Origin of the sequence: Pseudomonas hefeiensis, assembly GCF_030687835.1 — a bacterium.
GTDB classification, from domain to species: domain Bacteria; phylum Pseudomonadota; class Gammaproteobacteria; order Pseudomonadales; family Pseudomonadaceae; genus Aquipseudomonas; species Aquipseudomonas hefeiensis.
The window spans coordinates 2,084,182-2,103,751 of record NZ_CP117449.1 but is presented as its reverse complement, the minus strand read 5'-3'; the positions used below and the strand labels follow the sequence as shown (position 1 = coordinate 2,103,751).

The following is a 19,570-nucleotide window of genomic DNA, read 5'->3' as shown; positions in this document are numbered from 1 at the left end:
AGCACGCTCATGACTTCCAAGCTGGAACAACTCAAACAATTCACTACCGTAGTGGCCGATACCGGCGACTTCGAAGCCATCGCCCGGGTTAAACCCGTGGATGCCACCACCAACCCCTCCCTGCTGCTCAAGGCCTCGGCCATTCAAGGCTACGCCGAGCTGCTGAACGCCTGTGTGGCGGATTGCAAAGGCGATGTAGGCCTGGCCAGCGACCGTTTCGCCGTGGCGGTTGGGCAAGAGATTCTGAAGGTGATTCCGGGGCGTATTTCCACCGAAGTGGATGCGCGCCTGTCGTTCGATACCGAAGCCATGTTGAAACGTGCGCATCGCCTGATCGACCTGTACGAAAAGGCCGGTATTGGCCGTGATCGCGTGCTGATCAAGATCGCGTCCACCTGGGAAGGTATTCGCGCCGCCGAGCAGTTGGAGCGTGAAGGCATCCAGTGCAACCTCACGCTGCTGTTCTCCTTCGCCCAGGCTGCGGCCTGTGCCGATGCCGGCGTGTTCCTGATTTCGCCCTTTGTCGGCCGCATCTACGACTGGTACAAGAAGGCCAATGGCAACGACTACACCGGTGCCGATGATCCGGGCGTGCAGTCGGTGACGCGCATCTACAACTATTACAAAGCCAATGACTACAAAACCGTGGTCATGGGCGCAAGCTTCCGCAACCTCAACCAGATCGAGCAACTGGCCGGCTGCGACCGCTTGACGGTCAGCCCGGATCTGCTGGAAAAACTGGCCGTCGACGAGGGCAAGCTGGAACGTAAACTGGCGCCTGGCCAAGCCGGCGAAGCGCGCTTGAGTCTCAATGAAGCGCAGTTCCGCTGGTTGTCCAACGAGGACGCCATGGCGACCGAGAAACTGGCTGAAGGCATTCGTCAGTTCGCTCGGGACCAGGAGAAGCTGGAGGCGTTGCTGCAAGCCAAGCTTTGAGGTGATTTCGAAGTAAGAAAAAGGGCGAACCTTGCTGGGTTCGCCCTTTTTTATATGCTTGGGAAGGTGGCGGCTGGCCGGACGTAATCGCGAGCAGGCTCGCTCCCACAGGGGGCTTTTGGGCGATTCGGAGATGGGGGTCGATGCAAGACCTTGTGGGAGCGAGCCTGCGCGCGATGAGGCCCGCTCAGTCTACGCAAACCGATGGATCAGGGCCGTTCCAGCGCACTCACCAGGTCATGAAACGCTTCACGATTGGAATCGTTCAGCCCCATGAGAATCTTGTGGGCTTCGAGCACCTTGATCCGCACTTCCTCTTCCGATTGATCCTGATCAGGCAGATCGTCCAGGCACTCAGGGCATGGCACGGGATCGCCCACGATATTGAACACCTGGTCGAAGCCCATGGATTGCAGCAGACGGGTGATGTCGTTGTGGGTGGTGACGACGGTCGGCAGCAGGCCGACCTTTTGCCGCGACAGGATCGACAGCTTGGCCAGCAGGCCCAGGGTGGTGCTGTCGATGCTGCGGGTTTCGGTCAGGTCGATCACGATGGCGTTGAAGTTCAACGCGGTGAAGATCCGCTCAATAGTCGCATCCAGCGCCGAACAGAGGGTCAGGCGCACTTCACCGACAAACTTCAGGACAAAGGTGCCGTCCTGCTCGGCGAACTGGATTCTACCGGTACTCATCAAAGATTCCTGCTCAACACTAACAGGGCGATATCATCCGGCATCTCCCCTAGCGTGGCTAATCCAAACACTTGACGCAAGCCTTCCAGGCTGCCGCCCGCTGCGCTTACCCGTTCAGGCAAGGCCGCTTCTTTCTCTTTGAGTGTAGGTTCTGACAAAAGGTCCAGAATGCCATCAGACATCAGCGTCAGGCTGAAGGTCGACGGCAGTTCCAGCACGTGGTCTTCGTAGGTAGCCTCATTGAACAGGCCCACCGGCAAACCACGCCCTTCCAGGTAACGAACACTGTCTGGCGTATACAACACAGGCAACGGCAGATGACCGCCGATACTGTAGGTCAACAAACCCGTCTCCTCGTCGATGACTCCGCCGACCATTGTGACGTGTTTACCCAGCTTACAACTGATCAGGCCCCGGTTGATATGCCCAAGAACTTCTGAGGGTTTGAACTCTGGCAATGTGCCGTTGCGCTTGGACTCGAACAACAGGCGTGTGGTCATGAACTTCAACAGCACCGTCACGAACGCTGACGATGCGCCGTGGCCGGAAACGTCCGCCAGATAGAACGCCACGCGACGTTCATCTACCCGGAAATAGTCCACAAAATCTCCCGACAGATACAACGACGGGATGATCTGGTGGGCAAAACGGAAATCGTCGACGGTCCAAGGGCTGACCGGCAACATGTTCATCTGCACCTGGCGGCCGGCGTTCTGGTCTTCCTGCAGCAGGTTCAGGCTGGCTTCCAGCTCGCGGTTGGCGGTTTCCAGCTTTTCGCGGTAACGCTGGTTCTCCACCAGCAGGCGTGAACGGTCCAAGGCCCGACGCACCGAGTGTTCGAGCACGGCCAGGTCTTCAAGGGGCTTGATCAGGTAATCGGCCGCGCCCAAGCGTAACGCCTCGACCGCGTCATTCATCACGCCCGCACCCGAAACCACGATGACCGGGGTCTGCGAGGAAAGCTCGGTGACCTGGCGAATGAGTTCGAGTCCGCCCATCTGCGGCATGCGCAGGTCGCAGATGACCAGGTCGGGCTTGTCTTGCTCGAATACCTGAAGACCCTGTTGACCGTTGCTGGCCTGCAGGACGCTGAAACCGCTGTCTTCCAAGTAGGCTGCGAGGCTGGCTCGCACCACTTCGTCATCATCGATTATCAGCAGCGTGGCACTGGTTTTTGGCATGTGGGCAAACGGCGCCAGAATTAGGTTGGCGTAGCGGGCTGGGCAACCGGGCCTGGCGCTCACTACTGGATTCGCTTTCTAGCCTCTCTGTCGTACCGGGTGCAGGCCCTTGTCCTACACACAGTTACATCAGAGGTGCCCTTCTAAGGCGCAGACGGTACTCCCATCCGCGGGGTGTTTCAAGCTCATGCAGATAGCCGCTTGCCGTCTTGGTTTGTCAAAGTACAGAGAGTTATAAGAACCGAGCGAAGCGTAACTCAATGGAAGGTTCGATCCTTGCCAAAACGGCGTGCCAAAGCAAAGAAGGCGGCCTCAAGGGCCGCCTTCCTGCGTGCAGGTCGAAATCAGAAATCGTCTTCGACCTGGCCGTCCTTGACCTTGAATTCGCGGTTCTGCAGGAAGGCGTTGCGGATAAACACGTACTTGTCGCCGCTCACCAGTTTTTCGGCAGACAGCAGGCTGGCGCGGGTGTCGACGATGTTCAAGCCGAAGATCGAGTTACGCACCGAGACGTTGTCGATATAACGATAAGGGGCCGTGTAGTCATCGACAAGCTTGGCCGGCGCGTCGCGCAGGGTGCTTGGACCCAACAACGGCAGCATCACGTACGGACCACTGCCGACTCCCCAATAACCCAGGGTCTGGCCGAAATCTTCATCGCTGCGTTGCAGGCCCATATGGGTGCCCACGTCGAAGAAGCCCAACAGGCCGAAGGTGGTGTTGAAGATCAACCGGGCCGTGTCGACCCCGGCAGCAGCCGGCTTGGCCTGCAATACATTGTTGGCCAGGTTGCCCACATCACCGATGTTGCGGAACATGTTGTGGATGCCGTCTTCGAGAAACTGTGGCGTCACGTACTGATAACCCTGGGCCAGCGGCTTGAGCGCGTAGGTATCAACGGTGTCGTTGAAGGTAAAGATCGGGCGGTTGATGCTTTCCCAAGGATCGTCTTCCGTAGCGGCCTGGGCGGCGAACGGAACCAGCAGGACGCAGGCAGAGAAGCACAACTGAGCTAGACAATGGCTCCAGCGCATAGGGGAAAACTCCTTGGATTATTCAGGCAAGGGCGCCGAGCCCAGGCGGTAAGGGCGCTAGTATAAAGCGGAACGCCTGGATAGACAGCACTGAAAGAGAAGCTGACTGTAGGATCTTTCCGCAATCTAACGCCATCATTTCACTGTCATTGGACTGTCATTGACGAAGGTTAGGCTGCGAGATATTTCAAGGACGCTCCCATGCCCCGCGCCGAAACCCTGCCCCTGCCCGCACCCAGCCTGACCGCCGTACTGTTTGGCTTGAGCGGTTGCCTGGTGGATTTCGGGGCAAGGGCGCGACAGTCAGGTGCAATACCTACTGAGCATTCGCAGCCGACCCCCGGTGCCCTCGAAAGCCTGCGTCTTTTGCAGCTTCAGGAGACTCCCTGCGCCTGGCTCGACGAGCTGCCACCGGCCGTCAGTCATAGCCTGGCAGCTTCGTTACCGGCGTGGATCAAAGCGCCGCAACTTCCAGCAACAAATTATCCTTGGCCGGCCCCGCATGCTTGCTGGCAGGCCTTGATGGCATTAAACGTCCAGCAATTGGACGGTTGCGTGCTGGTCAGCGGTGAGCCTCGTTTGTTGCAGTCGGGGCTCAATGCAGGTTTGTGGACCATCGGGCTGGCCTCCTGCGGCTCGCTGTGTGGTCTGGCACCGAACGAATGGCAGGTCCTGAGCCAACAGGAACGGGAGACCAAGCGCGCGAAGGCGACCGTGCAGCTGTTCGGCCTGGGCGTGCATTCGGTGATCGATCATCTGGGTGAACTCGACACCTGCCTGGCGGATATCAGCCTGCGTCGGCTCAAAGGCGAAAAGCCCTGACCGAGATCATGCAAGGTGCACGAGGGTGGATTACTCTTAAGGCAAGCCACGGACTTTTGACGCACCGTCGCGGTCCATGGCTGTGCCTATCAATAAAGGGAGTACGCCAATGCCTGCCCGCGAACTGCAGAAACAACTTGATGAACTGCGCGAGCAATTGGAACAGAACCCGCCGCTTTCCGAGCCGGAGCGCGAGAATCTGCATCAACTGATGATGCAGCTCGAAGCCGAGATCGAACTGGATAATAAGCTTCAGAATGCTGACCTGGTCGATGGCGTGAACCTGGCCGTCGAGCGCTTCGAACTGGATCACCCTACCATTGCCGGGACCTTGCGCAACATCGTGCAAGCCTTGGGCAACATGGGGATCTGAACCCTTCAAATGCAAAAAGCCCTGCTATCGCTAGCGGGGCTTTTTCAGTTTTCACGATATGAAACGCAATCCCCTGTGGGAGCGGGCTTGCTCGCGAAGGCGATGGTACATCCAACACCGATGTCGATTGACATACCGCATTCGCGAGCAAGCCCCCTCCCACATTAGATCTTTATTGCCGGACCAGGCGATGGTTCGGCAGTTGTACCTCTTCAGTACTGCGATACGGGTTGATGTCCAGCCCACCCCGGCGCACATAACGCGCATACACCGTCAACTTTTCCGGCTTGAGTAGCCGCTGCAGGTCGAGAAAAATCCGTTCCACGCACTGCTCATGAAAATCCGAATGCTGGCGGAAGCTGACGATGTAGGCCAGCAGGCTGGCAGGGTCCAGCGCCGCGCCGCGATATTGCACCGCCACGCTGCCCCAGTCTGGCTGGCTGGTCACCGGGCAATTGGATTTGAGCAGATGGCTGTGCAGGCTTGCCTCCACGATGCGCGAATCATCGCAACGCAGCAGCTCCGGGCGCGGATGCTCGTAAGAGTCGACGGTGATGTCCAAGTCATCGATGCACACGCCGGGCAATGCCACGACACCTTCACCTTCCACGTCCTTCAGGCTACGGATCCGCACGCCGACGGGTTTGCCCGCAGCCGCAGACAAGTCCTGGCGCAGGGTCGCTTCCAGGCTCGCGGTATCAGCGAATGGTGTCTGGTTCAGCGAGTTGAGGTACAGCTTGAAGGATTTGGATTCGATGATGTTCGGTGAGTCCGCCGCAATTGCGAATTCGCCAATGGCCACTACCGGTTTGCCGGACGGCAGCAGCCATGACAGCTCGAAACAGTTCCAGAAATCCACGCCCTTGTACGGCAGGGTCTCGGCCGTCAGACCCAGTTCCGCCCATTTCGCGGTGCGCGGGATCGGGAACAGCAATGACGGCGTGTACGTGGCAATGTATTCGCTGGATTTGCCCAGCGGCGAATGTTCGGCTGCGGGATGCATGACGGAAACCTGACTGAAGAATCAGCAGATTCTATCAGCCTTTGCCCCAGCCTTTGAGTGCTTACTGACTGACTGTCAGCTTGCCTTTCATCCCGGCCTGGTAATGGCCAGGCACATTACAGGCGAACTCCAGCCGCATGGTCTTGTTGAAGGTCCAGGTCAGCTCGGCGGTTTTGCCCGGCTCCACCAGCACACTGTTGGGGTCTTCATGGCGCATACCGGCCTGCCCGTGGGCCATGGAGCCATGAGCCATCCCCTGCTTCATCGCGGTCGGGGTCAACTGTCCGCTCTGTTGCATCTTGAGCATTTCCTGCTGATGTTGGGCGTGCATCGCGGCATTGCCCAGGTTGAACTCATGCAGCAACTGACCTTTATTGATCAGGACGAACCGAACGGTCTCCCCTGCCTTGATATCAAGTGCGCCGGGATCGAAGGTCATATCCCCCATCACCACATCGATGCTGCGACTGGCCTTGGCCGCCGACGCAGGCTGGCCGAAATCAAAATGGCCCGGTGACGCCCACGATGGTGCGCTGAGCACCAGTGCAAAGGCGGTCAGGATCAAGCGGTTTGCCATTAACATGTCCATACTCCTGTCAGATTCAGCCTGTGGGCACTCTATACCTGCACGCCTGCCAATCGGCTGACGGCTCGATTACAACTTTGTCAGGTAGAGCCACGGCCACGCCCGACGCGGTATAACGCCCTCGTTCCAACAACGCCTTGAGCTGCCCATGAAACTGTTGATCGTCGAAGACCAAACCAAAACCGGCCAATACCTGCGCCAGGGCCTGACCGAAGCCGGGTTCAACGCCGATCTGGTGGCCGATGGCATTACCGGTCAGCAATTGGCCTTGAGCGGTGAATATGCCTTGCTGATCCTCGATGTGATGCTGCCCGGCCGCGATGGCTGGCAGATTCTGCAGGCCGTGCGCGGGGCCGGCCTGGATACGCCGGTGCTGTTTCTCACCGCGCGGGATGCGGTTGAGGATCGTGTACATGGCCTGGAGTTGGGCGCCGACGACTACCTGGTCAAACCCTTTGCCTTTTCCGAATTGCTGGCGCGAGTGCGCAGCCTGTTGCGCCGAGGCAGCTCGACGCCTCAGGAAACCAGCCTGCGACTGGCGGACCTGCGCCTGGACCTGATCCGCCGCCGCGTCGAACGTAGCGGCCGGCGCATCGACCTCACCGCCAAGGAATTCGCTTTGCTGGAGCTGCTCCTGCGTCGCCAGGGCGAGGTCCTGCCCAAATCCCTGATTGCTTCCCAAGTCTGGGACATGAACTTCGACAGCGACACCAACGTCATCGAAGTCGCAATACGGCGCCTGCGAATCAAGATCGACGATGACTTCCCTAGCAAGCTGATCCACACCGTGCGGGGAATGGGGTATGTCCTTGAAGAGCGCAACCTGTGAGGGGGCGTTGGTCGCTGAGCAGCCGACTAGCACTGCTGTTCGCCGCCTGTACCGCCGTGGTGTCACTGTTTGCCGGCGTGCTGTTCAGCCGGGGCAGCGAGGCGCACTTCATCGAGCTGGATCAGCAACTGCTTGAAGGCAAGCTGATCGGCCTGCGCCGCGCCCTGCAAGGGCTTGATGCCGAGCAGACCAAAAGCCGTCTGGCAGATGAACTCAGTCGCCAAGCCGACCTGGCCTTGCGCATCAAAGGTAGCGATGGGGTGCGCTGGTACGACAATTCGCTGCGGATTCCGGCGCAGTTGGCGGAGCGTCCTGGCCTGTCCACCCTCAGTGACGCCGAGACTGATTACCGGGTGTTGGATGCGCCGCTGTACCCCGAGCGTCCGGATTCGCCGCAACTGACGCTGCTGCTGGACATCACCCACCACCAGCACTTCCTGCAGCGCATGCAGCGCCTGATCTGGTTGACGGTCGGCCTGTCCGCCCTGGCTACCGCCCTGCTCGGCGCCTGGGCCGCCCGTCGCGGCTTGCGGCCGTTACGACGCATGGGGGCCATCGCCGGCAGCGTCTCGGCCCGTTCTCTCAATGCCCGACTGCCGGAAGAACACATGCCCGCCGAACTGGCGGAACTGGCCCACAGCATCAATGACATGCTCCGACGCCTCGACGATGCGTTTCAACGGCTCTCGGCGTTCTCTGCCGACATCGCCCATGAATTGCGCACCCCGTTGTCGAATCTGTTGACCCACACCCAGGTCACCCTCACCCGCGAACGCTCGCTGGAGGACTATCGCGAAGCGTTGCACAGCAATCTTGAAGAGCTGCAATGGATGGCGCAGTTGGTCAACGACATGCTCTATCTGGCCAAGGCTGACCACGGCTTGCTGGCACCCAGCCGCGAACCGCTGGAACTGGCTCAGGAAGTGGATCTGCTGCTGGAGTTTTTCGCGCCGCTGGCCGAAGACGTCCACGTTCGTTTAAGCCGCGAAGGCAACGCTCGCATCGAGGGAGACCGCAGCATGTTGCGCCGGGCCCTGTCCAACTTGCTGGACAATGCTTTGCGCTTCACGCCTAACGGTGGCGAAGTACGGGTACATATTGTCGAGGGTGTTCGACAGGTGCATGTGAACGTGGAGAACAGCGGTAACGGGATTTCAGCGGACTTGCTGCCGCGTCTGTTCGACCGTTTCTATCGCGCCGACCCGGCTCGCCAGGAAGGCAGCAGCGAACACGCTGGGCTGGGACTGGCCATCACCCGCTCGATCATCCGCGCCCATGGCGGGCAGATCCGCTGCGAATCGGCCGATGGCTGGACGCGGTTTTTGATTGAGTTGCCGAAGGGGGATTAAGCCCGACGCAATCCCTGGTGGCGAGGGGATTTATCCCCGCTGGGCTGCGAAGCAGCCCCAATACAGTCAACTCAACCTGCCTGCTACACCCAGATGCCAGGGTTTAGGGCCGCTTCGCGACCCAGCGGGGATAAATCCCCTCGCCACAGAGAGTGTCGACTTGGCACAAGGTTTTGCACTGATTCAGGAATACCGCAACGCCTGCGCCGGCTCGACCTTCGCCGCACGCCAGGCCGGGTAAACCGTGGCGAGGAAGCTCAGGATGAACCCGGCCGAGCAGATCAGCAGCACATCACCGCGTTGAAGCTCCGAGGGCAGGTTGCTGACGAAATACACGTCGGAACTGAAAATATGCTGGCCCGTTACCCTTTCCACCCAACCTACCAGGTCACTGACGTTCAAGGCCGCAATCACCCCGAGCACGCCGCCGACCAGTGTACCGACCACGCCAATCACCGTGCCCTGGACCATGAAGATCGCCATGATCTGCCGCGGCGTCGCGCCGATAGTGCGCAGGATCGCGATATCCGCGCCCTTGTCATTAACCACCATGATCAGGGTCGCGATGATGTTGAACGCCGCCACCGCGACAATCATCAATAACAGCAGGCCGATCATGGTTTTTTCCATCTTCATGGCACTGAACAGGCTGCCCCTGAGTGTGGGTCCAGTCGTCGGCCTTGTAGCCCGCGCCGAGGCCTGTGGCGATGTCGCCGGAAACTTGCGGCGCGGCGTAGAGGTCCTTGACCGCCAGGCGCACGCTTTGCACCTGATTCGGCTGCCAATGCTGCATTTGCGCAGCGTCGGCCACGTGGATCAGCGCCATGGAGCCATCCAGCTCGGCGCCAACCTTGAACACGCCGACCACATTCAAGCGCTGCATCCGCGGAGTGATGCCGCCCGGCGCGGTGCTGATTTCCGGCACGATCAGGGTCAGTTTGTCACCGACGTTCAAACGGAAGCGCCGGGCGGTGATTTCGCCGATCACCACGCCAAATTCGCCTGGTTTCAAGGCATCGAGACGCCCCTGGACAATATGCTGGGCGACAATCGACACTTTGCCTTCCTGGGCCGGGTCGATGCCGCTGATCTGGATCGGCTGCATCGCGCCTTTATGGCTGAGCATGCCTTCCATTTCAGTAAACGGCACGGCGGCGATCACCTCAGGATTTTTCAGCGCCGCGGCGGCCACCGGCTGCCAGTCGTCGATCGGCTTGACGCCGACGATGGTGGCGTGGGGCACCATACCCAGGATGCGCGAGCTCATTTCGCGCTGGAAGCCGTTCATCACCGACAGCACCACGATCATCGCCAGCACCCCCAGGGCGAGGCCGATCATCGAGGTCATGGAAATGAACGAAACAAAGCGATTGCGGCGCTTGGCGCGGGTATAGCGCGTGCCGATGAAGATCGATAACGGTCTGAACATTCGCGGGGCACCGTATGAAAATTAAAGACCCGGCGCTTGCAGCAAGCGCCGGGTTTCGGTCGGTCAAATGGGCGTCAGGCAACCTTCCTGCAAGTGCAGGACGCGGTCCATCTGCCGGGCCAGGTTCATGTCGTGGGTCACCACCAGGAATGCGGTACGCATTGACGTACTGAGTTCCAGCATCAGGTCCTGAATGCCTTGGGCGGTGTGGGAGTCGAGGTTACCGGTCGGCTCGTCGAGCATGACCAGCCCCGGCTTGTTGACCAGGGCCCGGGCAATCGCCACGCGCTGGCGCTCGCCACCGGACAACTCTGCCGGCTTATGTTCCAGGCGATGACCCAATCCGACCCGCTCCAGCAACGCCGTGGCCCGCTGCCGGGCTTCGGGAATCGCGGTGCGACCGATCAACAGCGGCATGCAGACATTCTCCAGCGCGGTGAACTCAGGCAGCAAATGGTGGAACTGGTAAACGAAGCCCAGGGAACGGTTGCGCAGCAGGCCACGGGCCTTCTCATTCAGCGCCGAGAGTTCTTCGCCCGCCAGCCAGACACTGCCGGCGGTCGGTGTATCGAGGCCACCCAACAGATTGAGCAAGGTACTTTTGCCCGACCCGGAGGTGCCGACAATCGCCACACGCTCGCCCGGATGCAGCTCCAGCTGCAAGCCCGACAACACCACCACCGACTCCGGCCCCTCCTCGTAGGATTTGCCCAGGTTACGGCAGCTCAAGATTGCTTTTTCACTCATGCCCGACTCACTCATAACGTAACGCCTCCGCAGGCTGGGTGCGCGCGGCACGCCAGGCTGGATACAGGGTGGCGAGGAAACTCAGGACCAACGCGGCGCCGCAGACCATCAATACATCGTCCGTCTGCAACTGCGACGGCAGGTAGTCGATGAAATACACGTCGGCGTTGAGAAACTTGTGCCCGATCAAGCCTTCGAGTGCGGCAATCGCGGCACTGACGTTCAGCGCGGCAAACATCCCGACCAAGGCGCCGACCACCGTACCGATCACGCCAATGACCGTACCCTGGACCATGAAGATCCGCATGATCTGCCCCGGCGTGGCGCCCAAGGTACGCAGGATGGCGATATCGCCTTTCTTGTCGTTCACCACCATTACCAGGGTGGAGATGATGTTGAACGCGGCCACGGCGACGATCAGCAATAAAAGCAGGCCGATCATGGCTTTTTCCATGCGAATTGCCTGGTACAGGTTGCCGTGGGTGCGCGTCCAGTCCCGGGCGTAATAGCGGTCTTCGCCAAGTTGCTGGGCGATGGTCCAGGCAACCCGCGGTGCCTGAAACAGATCGTCGAACTTCAACCGCAGGCCCTGGACCTGATCCGGCTTCCAGCGATGCAGACGAGCCAGGTCCTGAAGATTGGTGACGCCCAGGTAACCGTCCAGCTCTCCAGCGCCGACATGGAAAATACCGACGACGGTAAAGCGCTTCATGCGCGGGAACATTCCGCCCGGGGTCACGGTGACTTCCGGCGCAACGAACGTCAGCTTGTCGCCGATGGCGGCGCCGAGCTTGGCCGCCGCCTTGTCGCCGATGACGATGCCGAAGCTGCCTGGCGCCAGGTCGTCGAGTTTGCCCTGCTTCATGAAGTTGTCGATGATCGACACCTGCCGCTCAAGCCCAGGGTCAATGCCATTGAGCAAGACCTTGGAAACCTTGCCATTGTGCGTCAGCAGCCCTTGCATCTGGGTGAACGGCGCAACAGCCAGCACCTGCGGGTTCTGCTTGACCTTCGCGGCCAGGCTCGGCCAGTCGCTGATGGCTTCGCCGGTTTCGAGGGTGGCGTGGGGCACCATGCCCAACACGCGGGTGCGCATTTCATGGTCGAAACCGTTCATCACCGACAGCACGACGATCATCACGACCACGCCAAGGGCCAGCCCGATGATTGAAGTCAGGGAAATGAACGATACGAAATGATTGCGACGTTTTGCACGGGTATAACGCGTGCCGATAAATACGAAGAGAGGTCTGAACATGTCGGGGCTTGTTCGGAGGGAAAAGGAACGTCCTTGTGGCGGGGGTCACAAACCAGCTTTACACTCAGACCACCGCCGCTACCATGGGTTCGCCATGTCGACATTAGATGAAGAAGATCGCCGCGAATACTACCGTATCGAGGACACGATCGCACTGGAAATTCGGCCCCTCTCCATTCCTGAAGCTGCTGGCCAGGAAGTGTTGCAGGATGCTTCTCCACTGTTCAATCTGCTCAGCGAGCTGCACCTGAGCGAATTCGAATCGCAGCACCTGCTGCGCCAGATCAGCGAGCGCGAGCGCAGCATCGCCGCGTACCTGAAAGTCATGCACAAACGCATCGATCTGCTCAGCCAGGTCATCGCCCTGACCGCACTCGGAGAAATCGGCGAGCCGCAGCCGGTGATCATTTCCGAAGGCGGCATTGACTTCCAATCCCCCAGCCCCATTGCCGTCGGCGCGCACCTGTCGATCAAGATGGTGCTGATGCCCCAGGCGCTGGGGCTGTTGCTCCGGGCCCGGGTTACTCATTGCGACCCCAAGGACGACGGCTATGACGTGGGCACCGAGTTCGAACGCCCCACCGATGCCCAGCGTCAGTTGCTGGCCCGCTACATCCTGCAGAAGCAGGCGCAGGAGCGGCGCCTGGCGCGAGAACTGAACGAATCAGGCATCAATAAGGAAGAACCGTGACCCTCATTTATGGCCACCGCGGCGCCAAGGGCGAAGCGCCAGAAAACACCCTGACCGGTTTCCAGGAATGCCTCAAGCACGGCGTGCGCCGATGCGAGCTGGACCTGCACCTTTCAATGGACGGCGAGTTGATGGTGATCCACGACCCGACCCTCAAGCGCACCACCGATCGCCGGGGCAAGGTCGTGGAGCATTCGGCCGCCGAGCTGGTGACCTACGACGCGCGCAAGGGTGGCCCGGGCTGGATCAAGCCGTGCCCGATCCCGCGCCTGGAGGAACTGTTCGAAAAATGTGATTTCGAGCATTGGCAACTGGAGGTCAAGAGCGCCTCACGCACCCGCGCCGCTGCCACCGTGCTGGGGATTCGCGAAATGGCCGAGCGTTTCGGGTTGCTGGAAAAAATCACCATCACCTCAGGCTCCCGCGAAGTACTCAAGGCGGCCCTGGACCTGACCCCGGACATCTCCCGCGGGCTGGTGGCCGAATACGCCTGGCTCGACCCGCTGAAGGTCGCCCAGAGTTATGGCTGTGAGATTCTGGCGCTCAACTGGACCCTGTGTACGCCGGAACGCCTGATCAAGGCGCAGCGTCAGGGGTTGCATGTGTCGGTGTGGACGGTCAACGAGCCCGCGCTGATGCGCAGGCTCGCCGACTTCGGCGTTGACAGCCTGATTACAGACTTTCCCGGTTTGGCCACTGCCACCCTCGAGAATTGCTGAAATCGGTCTCCCCGGCCGGCTCAGGCCACCGGCCGGAGCCGCTCAAAAAAGCCGGTTGAGCCCGTCATAGGCCGCTACCCGATAGGCTTCGGCCATGGTCGGGTAGTTGAACGTCGTGTTGACGAAATACTTCAGCGTGTTCAGCTCACCCGGCTGGTTCATGATCGCCTGGCCGATGTGAACGATCTCCGACGCCTGGTAACCGAAGCAGTGCACGCCCAGCACTTCCAGCGTCTCGCGGTGGAACAGGATCTTCAGCATGCCCTGCGGCTCTCCGGCGATCTGCGCCCGCGCCATGCTCTTGAAGAAGGCCTTGCCCACTTCATAGGGCACCTTGGCCTGGGTCAGCTCCTGCTCGTTCTTGCCGATCGAGCTGATCTCCGGAATGGTATAGATGCCGGTCGGTACATCGTTGACGAAGCGCCAGCTCCCGTTGTCGACAATGCTGCCTGCCGCCGAGCGGCCCTGGTCATGGGCGGCGCTGGCCAGGCTCGGCCAACCGATAACGTCACCTGCGCCGAAGATGTTCGTCACGCAGGTGCGGTAGTTCTCGTCAACTTCGATCTGCCCACGGCTGTTGACCTTCACGCCGATGTTTTCCAGACCCAGGGTGTCGGTGTTGCCAGTGCGGCCATTGCACCAGAGCAAGGCATCGGCCTTGATTTTCTTGCCGGACTTGAGGTGCAGGATCACGCCGTTGTCCACGCCTTCGACGCGGTCATAGTCCTCGTTGTGACGCACGGTGATGTTGTTGTTACTGAAGTGATAGCTCAGGGCCTGGGAGATTTCCGAGTCCAGGAAGCTCAGCAACTGGCCGCGGTTATCCACCAGTTCGACCAGCACACCCAGGCCGCTGAAGATCGAGGCGTATTCGCAACCGATCACCCCGGCGCCGTAGACAATCAGCTTACGCGGGGTATGGCCCAGGCTCAGGATGGTGTCGCTATCGTAGATACGCGCGTGGTTGAAATCGATATCGGCCGGACGATAGGGGCGCGAGCCGGTGGCGATGATGATGTGCTTGGCCACCAGCTTTTCGACCACGCCATTGCCGCAAACCACTTCAACGGTCTGCTCGTCGGCAAAGCTGCCGGTGCCGAAAAACACGTCGACACGGTTGCGGGCGTAGTAACCGGTGCGCGAGGCGACTTGCTTGGAGATCACCTTCTCGGCGCTCTTGAGCACATCCGGGAAGGAGAACCAGCGCGGCTCGCCGATGGCGCGGAACATCGGGTTGGTGTTGAACTGCATGATCTGCCGGACCGAGTGACGCAAGGCCTTGGACGGGATGGTGCCCAAGTGGGTGCAGTTGCCGCCGACCTGCCGACGGCTGTCGACCATCGCGACCTTGCGCCCTGCCTTGGCGGCGTTCATTGCCGCGCCCTCTCCCGCCGGGCCGGAACCCAATACCACCACGTCGTAGTTGTAGACAGCCATGCGTACTCCTCAGAACAGGCCGCGGCACCACATTTGGCACCACGGCTAAATCATGCCGGCCAGCGACATGAAGGAACAATTTGGGGCCGGTTCATAAGCCCGGCCACAGTCTATAGAAGCGTCAACGCCGCGCACATTACCCCTTGGTCGCGTCGTAGGCTAGTTTTGCCTGCGCTATTTCGCCACAGGTAGCCTTTCATTGCGCTGTCGTTATTGGCTTTTCGCGCTGCTTATGCGTTCAAACGTATCATTGGTACGAGTCAAAAAACGATCGCCATCGCGCAGCACGAAAAATACCCCGACACCGTGTTTTTCGGCATAGTCCCAACCCCGTTCGGGACCGAGAATCAGCAACAGCGTCGATAGTCCATCGGCCATCAACGCCGAAGGATGAATCACCGTGACTGACGCCAGGTTGTGTAGGACCGGCGTACCGGTGCGGCCGTCAAAGGTGTGGGAATAACGCTTGCCGCCCTGCTCGAAATATTTACGGTAGTCACCCGAGGTGGAAACCCCGTAGCCGTTGACCTCGATGACACGCTCGGCCACCCTCCGGTCGTCCCGAGGTTCTTCGAGGGCGATACGCCAGGCCGCACCATCGGGTTTGCGTCCGGCGGCCTTGAGTTCGCCAGTGACCTCGACCAGATAACTGTCGATGCCCAAGGCCTTGAACCTGGCAGCGATACGGTCGACGGCATAACCAGCAGCGAGGCTGTTGAAATCGACTTCCACCGCAGCGTCTTTGCACAAGCGGTCGCCGTCGATGCACAGATGACCATACCCGACGCGTTGGCGCACCACGGCCAGGGCTTCTGCGGTCGGTACTTTCTCTTCTCGGGACTGGGGACCGAAGCCCCACAGGTTCAGCAGCGGCTCCACGGTCAGGTCGAACGAGCCATCGCTTTGAGCCGACAACTGCTCGCCCACGCGGATCAGCTCCAGGACCGGGCCGGGCATGAGCTGACAGCTATTGGCCGGCAACGCATTGAAACGTTCGATGTCCGAATCGCTGCGATAGGTAGAGAACTGTCGATCCACTTGCCCAAGGATGCTTTCCACCTCGGCCTGCACCTCCTTCGGACCGGGCGCGGCGGAACGCCTGACGTACTGGATGGAGTAACGGCTACCCATGGTCGGTCCATCAAAGCGCTCCAGGCTCTCGCCGCTGCCGCAGCCAGCCAGGGCCCCGAGCAAGACCACAAGCCCCATCCACCGTCCAGTTAACAAATCTTCATCCCCCCTCGAAACCACGCCGGCCATTATGAACGCCAGTGCACACAAAAAAACCCGCGGGAGCCAATGGAGCCCTGTGAGAGCCAATGGAGCCCTGTGGGAGCAAAGCTTGCTCGCGATGAACGATGACTCGGTCTTGCAGTTGAACCGCATCGCCTGGATCGCGAGCAAGCTTTGCTCCCACAGGTTCCAGGGCTCCTGGGCTCCTGGGCTCCTGGGTTCCTGGGTTCCTGGGCTCCTGGGTTCCAAGGTTCCAAGGTTCCAAGGTTCCTGCAAGCCTCCCACAGGGGTGCAGCGCCTTCATACAAGATTTACCAGAACGAGTAGCTACCCATGTCTTCCAACACCAGCAACGGCAAGGCGATTTTCCGGGTTGTCAGCGGCAACTTCCTGGAGATGTTCGACTTCATGGTCTACGGCTTCTACGCCACGGCCATCGCCAAGACGTTCTTCCCCACCGACAGCGCTTTCGCCTCGCTGATGCTGTCCCTGGCCACATTTGGCGCCGGGTTCTTGATGCGCCCGCTGGGGGCGATTTTTCTCGGTGCCTACATCGACCGGCACGGCCGCCGCAAAGGCTTGATCATCACCTTGGCGATGATGGCCGCTGGCACCGTGCTTATCGCCTGTGTGCCGGGTTACGCCACCCTCGGCGTGGCGGCACCGCTGTTGGTGCTGCTGGGGCGACTGCTGCAAGGCTTCTCCGCTGGCGTTGAGCTGGGTGGCGTGTCGGTGTATCTGGCGGAAATTTCCACGCCGGGGCGCAAGGGTTTCTTTGTCAGTTGGCAATCGGCCAGTCAACAGGCCGCCGTAGTGTTCGCCGGTCTGCTGGGTGTTGGCCTCAATCACTGGCTGAGCCCCCTGGAGATGGGCGAATGGGGCTGGCGCGTGCCGTTCCTGGTGGGTTGCATGATCGTGCCGGTGATATTCGTGATCCGTCGTTCACTGGAAGAAACACCTGAGTTCCAAGCGAGAAAGCATCGTCCTTCCTTGTCGCAAATCATCCGTTCCATCGGTCAGAACTTCGGCATCGTCCTGGCCGGCATGGCGCTGGTGGTGATGACCACGGTGTCGTTTTACCTGATCACGGCGTACACACCGACCTTCGGTAAAGCCGAACTGAACCTGTCGGACCTGGATGCGTTGCTGGTCACAGTATGCATCGGTCTGTCGAACTTCTTCTGGCTGCCGGTGATGGGAGCTTTTTCCGACAAGATCGGACGCAAGCCCTTGCTGCTGGGTGCGACTATTCTGGCGATCCTCACGGCATATCCCGCGCTGTCCTGGCTGGTGGCGAACCCCAGCTTCAGTCATTTGTTGATCGTGGAGTTGTGGCTGTCGTTTCTGTATGGATCGTACAACGGCGCCATGGTAGTCGCCTTGACGGAAATCATGCCGCTCGAAGTGCGCACCACCGGCTTCTCTCTGGCTTATAGCCTGGCAACAGCGACCTTCGGCGGATTTACCCCAGCGGCCTGTACTTATCTGATTCATGTGTTGGGCAACAAGGCCGCGCCGGGGATATGGCTCAGTGGGGCGGCGGTGCTGGGGTTGATTGCTACCCTGGTGCTGTTCAAGGGTAATCGGCATGAACTGCGGACTGCACAGGCCTTGGCGGCGAGCGGTGCCTGACAGATTGCTATCGCGAGCAGGCTCGCTCCCACAGGGATTTACGCGCTCCAATGTGGGAGCGAGCCTGCTCGCGATGAGGCCAGCCCAGGCGACAGAAAACCCAGACAAAAAAACGCCCCGACAAGTCGGGGCGTTTTCATGGGCGGCTAAGGCTTAGCGCGGGAACGCTGGCGGGTTGACACCGGCCATGTCTTCCATCACGCGAACGACCTGGCAGCTATAACCGAACTCGTTGTCGTACCAAACGTACAGCACAACGCGGTTGTCCTGAACGATGGTTGCTTCAGCGTCGACCACACCGGCATGGCGCGAGCCAACGAAGTCGGTGGACACCACTTCCTGGGAATTGACGAAATCGATCTGCTTGTGCAGGTCGGAGTGCAGCGCCATGTAGCGCAGGTACTCGTTCATCTCTTCACGGGTGGCCGCTTTCTCAAGGTTCAGGTTGAGGATAGCCATCGATACGTTCGGCGTGGGTACACGGATCGCGTTGCCGGTCAGCTTGCCGGCCAGCTCAGGCAAAGCCTTGGCTGCGGCGGTGGCGGCACCGGTCTCGGTGATCACCATGTTCAGCGCGGCGCTACGGCCACGGCGGTCGCCTTTGTGGAAGTTGTCGATCAGGTTCTGGTCGTTGGTGTACGAGTGAACGGTTTCAACGTGACCGTTGATGATGCCGAACTTGTCGTTCACCGCCTTGAGCACCGGCACGATGGCGTTGGTGGTGCAGGAAGCGGCGGAGACGATCTTGTCGTCAGCGGTGATTTCGTTGTGGTTGATGCCGTGAACGATGTTCTTGAGCTTGCCCTTGCCAGGCGCGGTCAGAACAACGCGGTCGACACCCGGGCATGCCAGGTGCTGGCCCAGACCATCGGCGTCACGCCAGACACCGGTGTTGTCCACCAGCAGCGCATCCTTGATGCCGTACTGGGTGTAATCCACCTCGGTCGGGTTCTTCGCGTAGATCACCTGGATCAGGTTGCCGTTGGCAGTGATGGTGTTGTTTTCTTCGTCGATGGTAATGGTGCCGTTGAACGAACCATGGACCGAATCGCGACGCAGCAGGCTGGCGCGCTTGGTCAGGTCGTTCTCCGCGCCTTTGCGCACCACGATGGCACGCAGGCGCAAACCGTCGCCACCACCGGTTTTCTCGATCAGGATGCGCGCCAGCAGACGGCCGATACGACCGAAGCCGTAGAGCACGACGTCGGTACCTTTGCGTGCCGAAACGTTTTGCTGGCCAACCACATCAGCCATCTCTTCACGAACGAACTGCTCGGCGCTACGGCCATTGCCTTCGTTACGGAATTTGAACGCCAGCTTGCCCAGGTCCACCGAAGCCGCGCCGAGCTTGAGCTCGCTCATGGCCTTGAGCAGGGGGAATGTTTCGTGGACGGAGAGTTCGCTGTCGTCGGAAGAACGGTGGCGAGCAAAGCGGTGAGCCTTGAGAATCGCGATGACAGACTGGTTGATCAGGCTGCGGCCATAGATCGAGCTCACCACGTTGTTATTGCGGTAGAGCTGACCGATGAGAGGGATCATCGCTTCTGCGAGTGCTTCACGATCGATCCATTCACCAAGACACTGGTCGGGCTTCTGAGTCACGGGAACCTTCCACATGT

At 60.1% G+C, this 19,570-nt stretch carries 18 protein-coding genes and 1 pseudogene; 8 read left to right on the top strand and 11 right to left on the bottom strand.

The genetic code is table 11. The annotated features are described in order from the left end of the window. Positions 1-9 precede the first annotated feature (9 nt). On the top strand, positions 10-936 hold the full coding sequence (gene tal / locus PSH57_RS09210; RefSeq protein ID WP_305389104.1) for a transaldolase: 927 nt from the start codon (positions 10-12) through the stop codon (positions 934-936). Between the two features lie 209 nt (positions 937-1,145). Here the strand turns inward: tal and rssC are convergent, their stop codons facing one another. The 3 genes from rssC to PSH57_RS09195 form a co-directional block, all read right to left on the bottom strand. Next, complete coding sequence (rssC, locus tag PSH57_RS09205) at positions 1,146-1,628, bottom strand: anti-sigma factor antagonist RssC (RefSeq protein ID WP_047227232.1); 483 nt, start codon at positions 1,626-1,628, stop codon at positions 1,146-1,148. Beyond that, positions 1,628-2,809 carry a two-component system response regulator RssB gene (gene rssB / locus PSH57_RS09200; RefSeq protein ID WP_092403215.1) on the bottom strand — a complete coding sequence of 394 codons (1,182 nt, stop codon included), beginning with the start codon at positions 2,807-2,809 and terminating at the stop codon, positions 1,628-1,630. Before rssB ends, rssC begins: the two co-directional genes overlap by 1 nt. A gap of 344 nt (positions 2,810-3,153) precedes the next feature. Continuing rightward, positions 3,154-3,843 (bottom strand): MlaA family lipoprotein, encoded by a 690-nt coding sequence (locus PSH57_RS09195; protein WP_305389103.1) that lies wholly within the window; start codon positions 3,841-3,843, stop codon positions 3,154-3,156. 201 nt (positions 3,844-4,044) lie between these two features. On the opposite strand from PSH57_RS09195, the gene PSH57_RS09190 reads away from it, so the two are divergent. Both PSH57_RS09190 and PSH57_RS09185 read left to right on the top strand, forming a co-directional pair. Beyond that, on the top strand, positions 4,045-4,665 hold the full coding sequence (locus PSH57_RS09190; RefSeq protein WP_305389102.1) for an HAD superfamily inactivated hydrolase PcrP: 621 nt from the start codon (positions 4,045-4,047) through the stop codon (positions 4,663-4,665). Positions 4,666-4,774: 109 nt separating this feature from the next. Then, positions 4,775-5,038: a DUF4404 family protein gene (locus tag PSH57_RS09185; RefSeq protein WP_305389101.1), complete on the top strand. Its 264-nt coding sequence runs from the start codon at positions 4,775-4,777 to the stop codon at positions 5,036-5,038. A 172-nt stretch (positions 5,039-5,210) separates the two neighbouring features. On the opposite strand, the gene queF is transcribed toward PSH57_RS09185, so the two are convergent. Both queF and copI read right to left on the bottom strand, forming a co-directional pair. Further along, complete coding sequence (queF, locus tag PSH57_RS09180; RefSeq protein ID WP_256230413.1) at positions 5,211-6,041, bottom strand: NADPH-dependent 7-cyano-7-deazaguanine reductase QueF; 831 nt, start codon at positions 6,039-6,041, stop codon at positions 5,211-5,213. Positions 6,042-6,102: 61 nt separating this feature from the next. Beyond that, entirely contained in the window at positions 6,103-6,624 is a 522-nt protein-coding gene (gene copI / locus PSH57_RS09175; RefSeq protein ID WP_305389099.1) for a copper-resistant cuproprotein CopI, read from the bottom strand. 151 nt (positions 6,625-6,775) lie between these two features. On the opposite strand from copI, the gene PSH57_RS09170 reads away from it, so the two are divergent. Next, positions 6,776-7,456 (top strand): heavy metal response regulator transcription factor, encoded by a 681-nt coding sequence (locus PSH57_RS09170; RefSeq protein WP_305389097.1) that lies wholly within the window; start codon positions 6,776-6,778, stop codon positions 7,454-7,456. Then, positions 7,453-8,805, top strand: a complete 1,353-nt coding sequence (locus PSH57_RS09165; RefSeq protein ID WP_305444865.1) for a heavy metal sensor histidine kinase — start codon at positions 7,453-7,455, stop codon at positions 8,803-8,805. The genes PSH57_RS09170 and PSH57_RS09165 overlap by 4 nt, the downstream gene beginning before the upstream one ends. Before the next feature lie 183 nt (positions 8,806-8,988). Here PSH57_RS09165 and PSH57_RS09160 read toward each other — a convergent pair. The 3 genes and pseudogenes from PSH57_RS09160 to PSH57_RS09150 all read right to left on the bottom strand — a co-directional run bounded on the left by PSH57_RS09160 (position 8,989) and on the right by PSH57_RS09150 (position 12,239). Further along, positions 8,989-10,234: pseudogene (locus tag PSH57_RS09160) on the bottom strand (lipoprotein-releasing ABC transporter permease subunit). A gap of 63 nt (positions 10,235-10,297) precedes the next feature. Beyond that, positions 10,298-10,981 (bottom strand): lipoprotein-releasing ABC transporter ATP-binding protein LolD, encoded by a 684-nt coding sequence (gene lolD / locus PSH57_RS09155; protein WP_162843734.1) that lies wholly within the window; start codon positions 10,979-10,981, stop codon positions 10,298-10,300. A gap of 7 nt (positions 10,982-10,988) precedes the next feature. After that, positions 10,989-12,239 carry a lipoprotein-releasing ABC transporter permease subunit gene (locus PSH57_RS09150; RefSeq protein ID WP_047227222.1) on the bottom strand — a complete coding sequence of 417 codons (1,251 nt, stop codon included), beginning with the start codon at positions 12,237-12,239 and terminating at the stop codon, positions 10,989-10,991. Positions 12,240-12,333: 94 nt separating this feature from the next. Here PSH57_RS09150 and PSH57_RS09145 point away from each other — a divergent pair, with 94 nt between their 5' ends. Together PSH57_RS09145 and PSH57_RS09140 are read left to right on the top strand one after the other, a co-directional pair. After that, a complete protein-coding gene (locus tag PSH57_RS09145; protein WP_305389093.1) occupies positions 12,334-12,930 on the top strand; it encodes a PilZ domain-containing protein in 597 nt (198 codons plus the stop codon). Beyond that, entirely contained in the window at positions 12,927-13,649 is a 723-nt protein-coding gene (locus tag PSH57_RS09140; RefSeq protein WP_305389092.1) for a glycerophosphodiester phosphodiesterase, read from the top strand. Before PSH57_RS09145 ends, PSH57_RS09140 begins: the two co-directional genes overlap by 4 nt. Positions 13,650-13,691: 42 nt before the next feature. Here the strand turns inward: PSH57_RS09140 and sthA are convergent, their stop codons facing one another. Then, positions 13,692-15,086, bottom strand: coding sequence for a Si-specific NAD(P)(+) transhydrogenase (gene sthA / locus PSH57_RS09135; protein WP_305389091.1), 1,395 nt, complete (start codon positions 15,084-15,086; stop codon positions 13,692-13,694). Positions 15,087-15,296: 210 nt separating this feature from the next. Beyond that, on the bottom strand, positions 15,297-16,295 hold the full coding sequence (locus tag PSH57_RS09130) for an FAD:protein FMN transferase (RefSeq protein WP_305389090.1): 999 nt from the start codon (positions 16,293-16,295) through the stop codon (positions 15,297-15,299). A 357-nt stretch (positions 16,296-16,652) separates the two neighbouring features. Between PSH57_RS09130 and tcuC the strand changes: the two genes are divergently transcribed. Beyond that, positions 16,653-17,951 (top strand): MFS transporter, encoded by a 1,299-nt coding sequence (gene tcuC, locus PSH57_RS09125; RefSeq protein WP_305389089.1) that lies wholly within the window; start codon positions 16,653-16,655, stop codon positions 17,949-17,951. 153 nt (positions 17,952-18,104) lie between these two features. Here tcuC and PSH57_RS09120 read toward each other — a convergent pair whose 3' ends face one another. Next, positions 18,105-19,568, bottom strand: coding sequence for a glyceraldehyde-3-phosphate dehydrogenase (locus PSH57_RS09120; protein WP_047227217.1), 1,464 nt, complete (start codon positions 19,566-19,568; stop codon positions 18,105-18,107). Positions 19,569-19,570 lie beyond the last annotated feature (2 nt).

Excerpts from the sequence above, each read along its gene's own strand:
- lolD (WP_162843734.1), bottom strand. The coding sequence starts at position 10,981 with ATGAGTGAAAAAGCAATCTTGAGCTGCCGTAACCTGGGCAAATCCTAC.
- PSH57_RS09190 (WP_305389102.1), top strand. The coding sequence starts at position 4,045 with ATGCCCCGCGCCGAAACCCTGCCCCTGCCCGCACCCAGCCTGACCGCC.
- rssB (WP_092403215.1), bottom strand. The coding sequence starts at position 2,809 with ATGCCAAAAACCAGTGCCACGCTGCTGATAATCGATGATGACGAAGTG.
- PSH57_RS09120 (WP_047227217.1), bottom strand. The coding sequence starts at position 19,568 with ATGTGGAAGGTTCCCGTGACTCAGAAGCCCGACCAGTGTCTTGGTGAA.
- tcuC (WP_305389089.1), top strand. The coding sequence starts at position 16,653 with ATGTCTTCCAACACCAGCAACGGCAAGGCGATTTTCCGGGTTGTCAGC.
- queF (WP_256230413.1), bottom strand. The coding sequence starts at position 6,041 with ATGCATCCCGCAGCCGAACATTCGCCGCTGGGCAAATCCAGCGAATAC.
- tal (WP_305389104.1), top strand. The coding sequence starts at position 10 with ATGACTTCCAAGCTGGAACAACTCAAACAATTCACTACCGTAGTGGCC.
- sthA (WP_305389091.1), bottom strand. The coding sequence starts at position 15,086 with ATGGCTGTCTACAACTACGACGTGGTGGTATTGGGTTCCGGCCCGGCG.
- PSH57_RS09145 (WP_305389093.1), top strand. The coding sequence starts at position 12,334 with ATGTCGACATTAGATGAAGAAGATCGCCGCGAATACTACCGTATCGAG.
- PSH57_RS09195 (WP_305389103.1), bottom strand. The coding sequence starts at position 3,843 with ATGCGCTGGAGCCATTGTCTAGCTCAGTTGTGCTTCTCTGCCTGCGTC.
- PSH57_RS09185 (WP_305389101.1), top strand. The coding sequence starts at position 4,775 with ATGCCTGCCCGCGAACTGCAGAAACAACTTGATGAACTGCGCGAGCAA.
- PSH57_RS09130 (WP_305389090.1), bottom strand. The coding sequence starts at position 16,295 with ATGGGGCTTGTGGTCTTGCTCGGGGCCCTGGCTGGCTGCGGCAGCGGC.
- rssC (WP_047227232.1), bottom strand. The coding sequence starts at position 1,628 with ATGAGTACCGGTAGAATCCAGTTCGCCGAGCAGGACGGCACCTTTGTC.
- PSH57_RS09170 (WP_305389097.1), top strand. The coding sequence starts at position 6,776 with ATGAAACTGTTGATCGTCGAAGACCAAACCAAAACCGGCCAATACCTG.
- PSH57_RS09150 (WP_047227222.1), bottom strand. The coding sequence starts at position 12,239 with ATGTTCAGACCTCTCTTCGTATTTATCGGCACGCGTTATACCCGTGCA.
- copI (WP_305389099.1), bottom strand. The coding sequence starts at position 6,624 with ATGTTAATGGCAAACCGCTTGATCCTGACCGCCTTTGCACTGGTGCTC.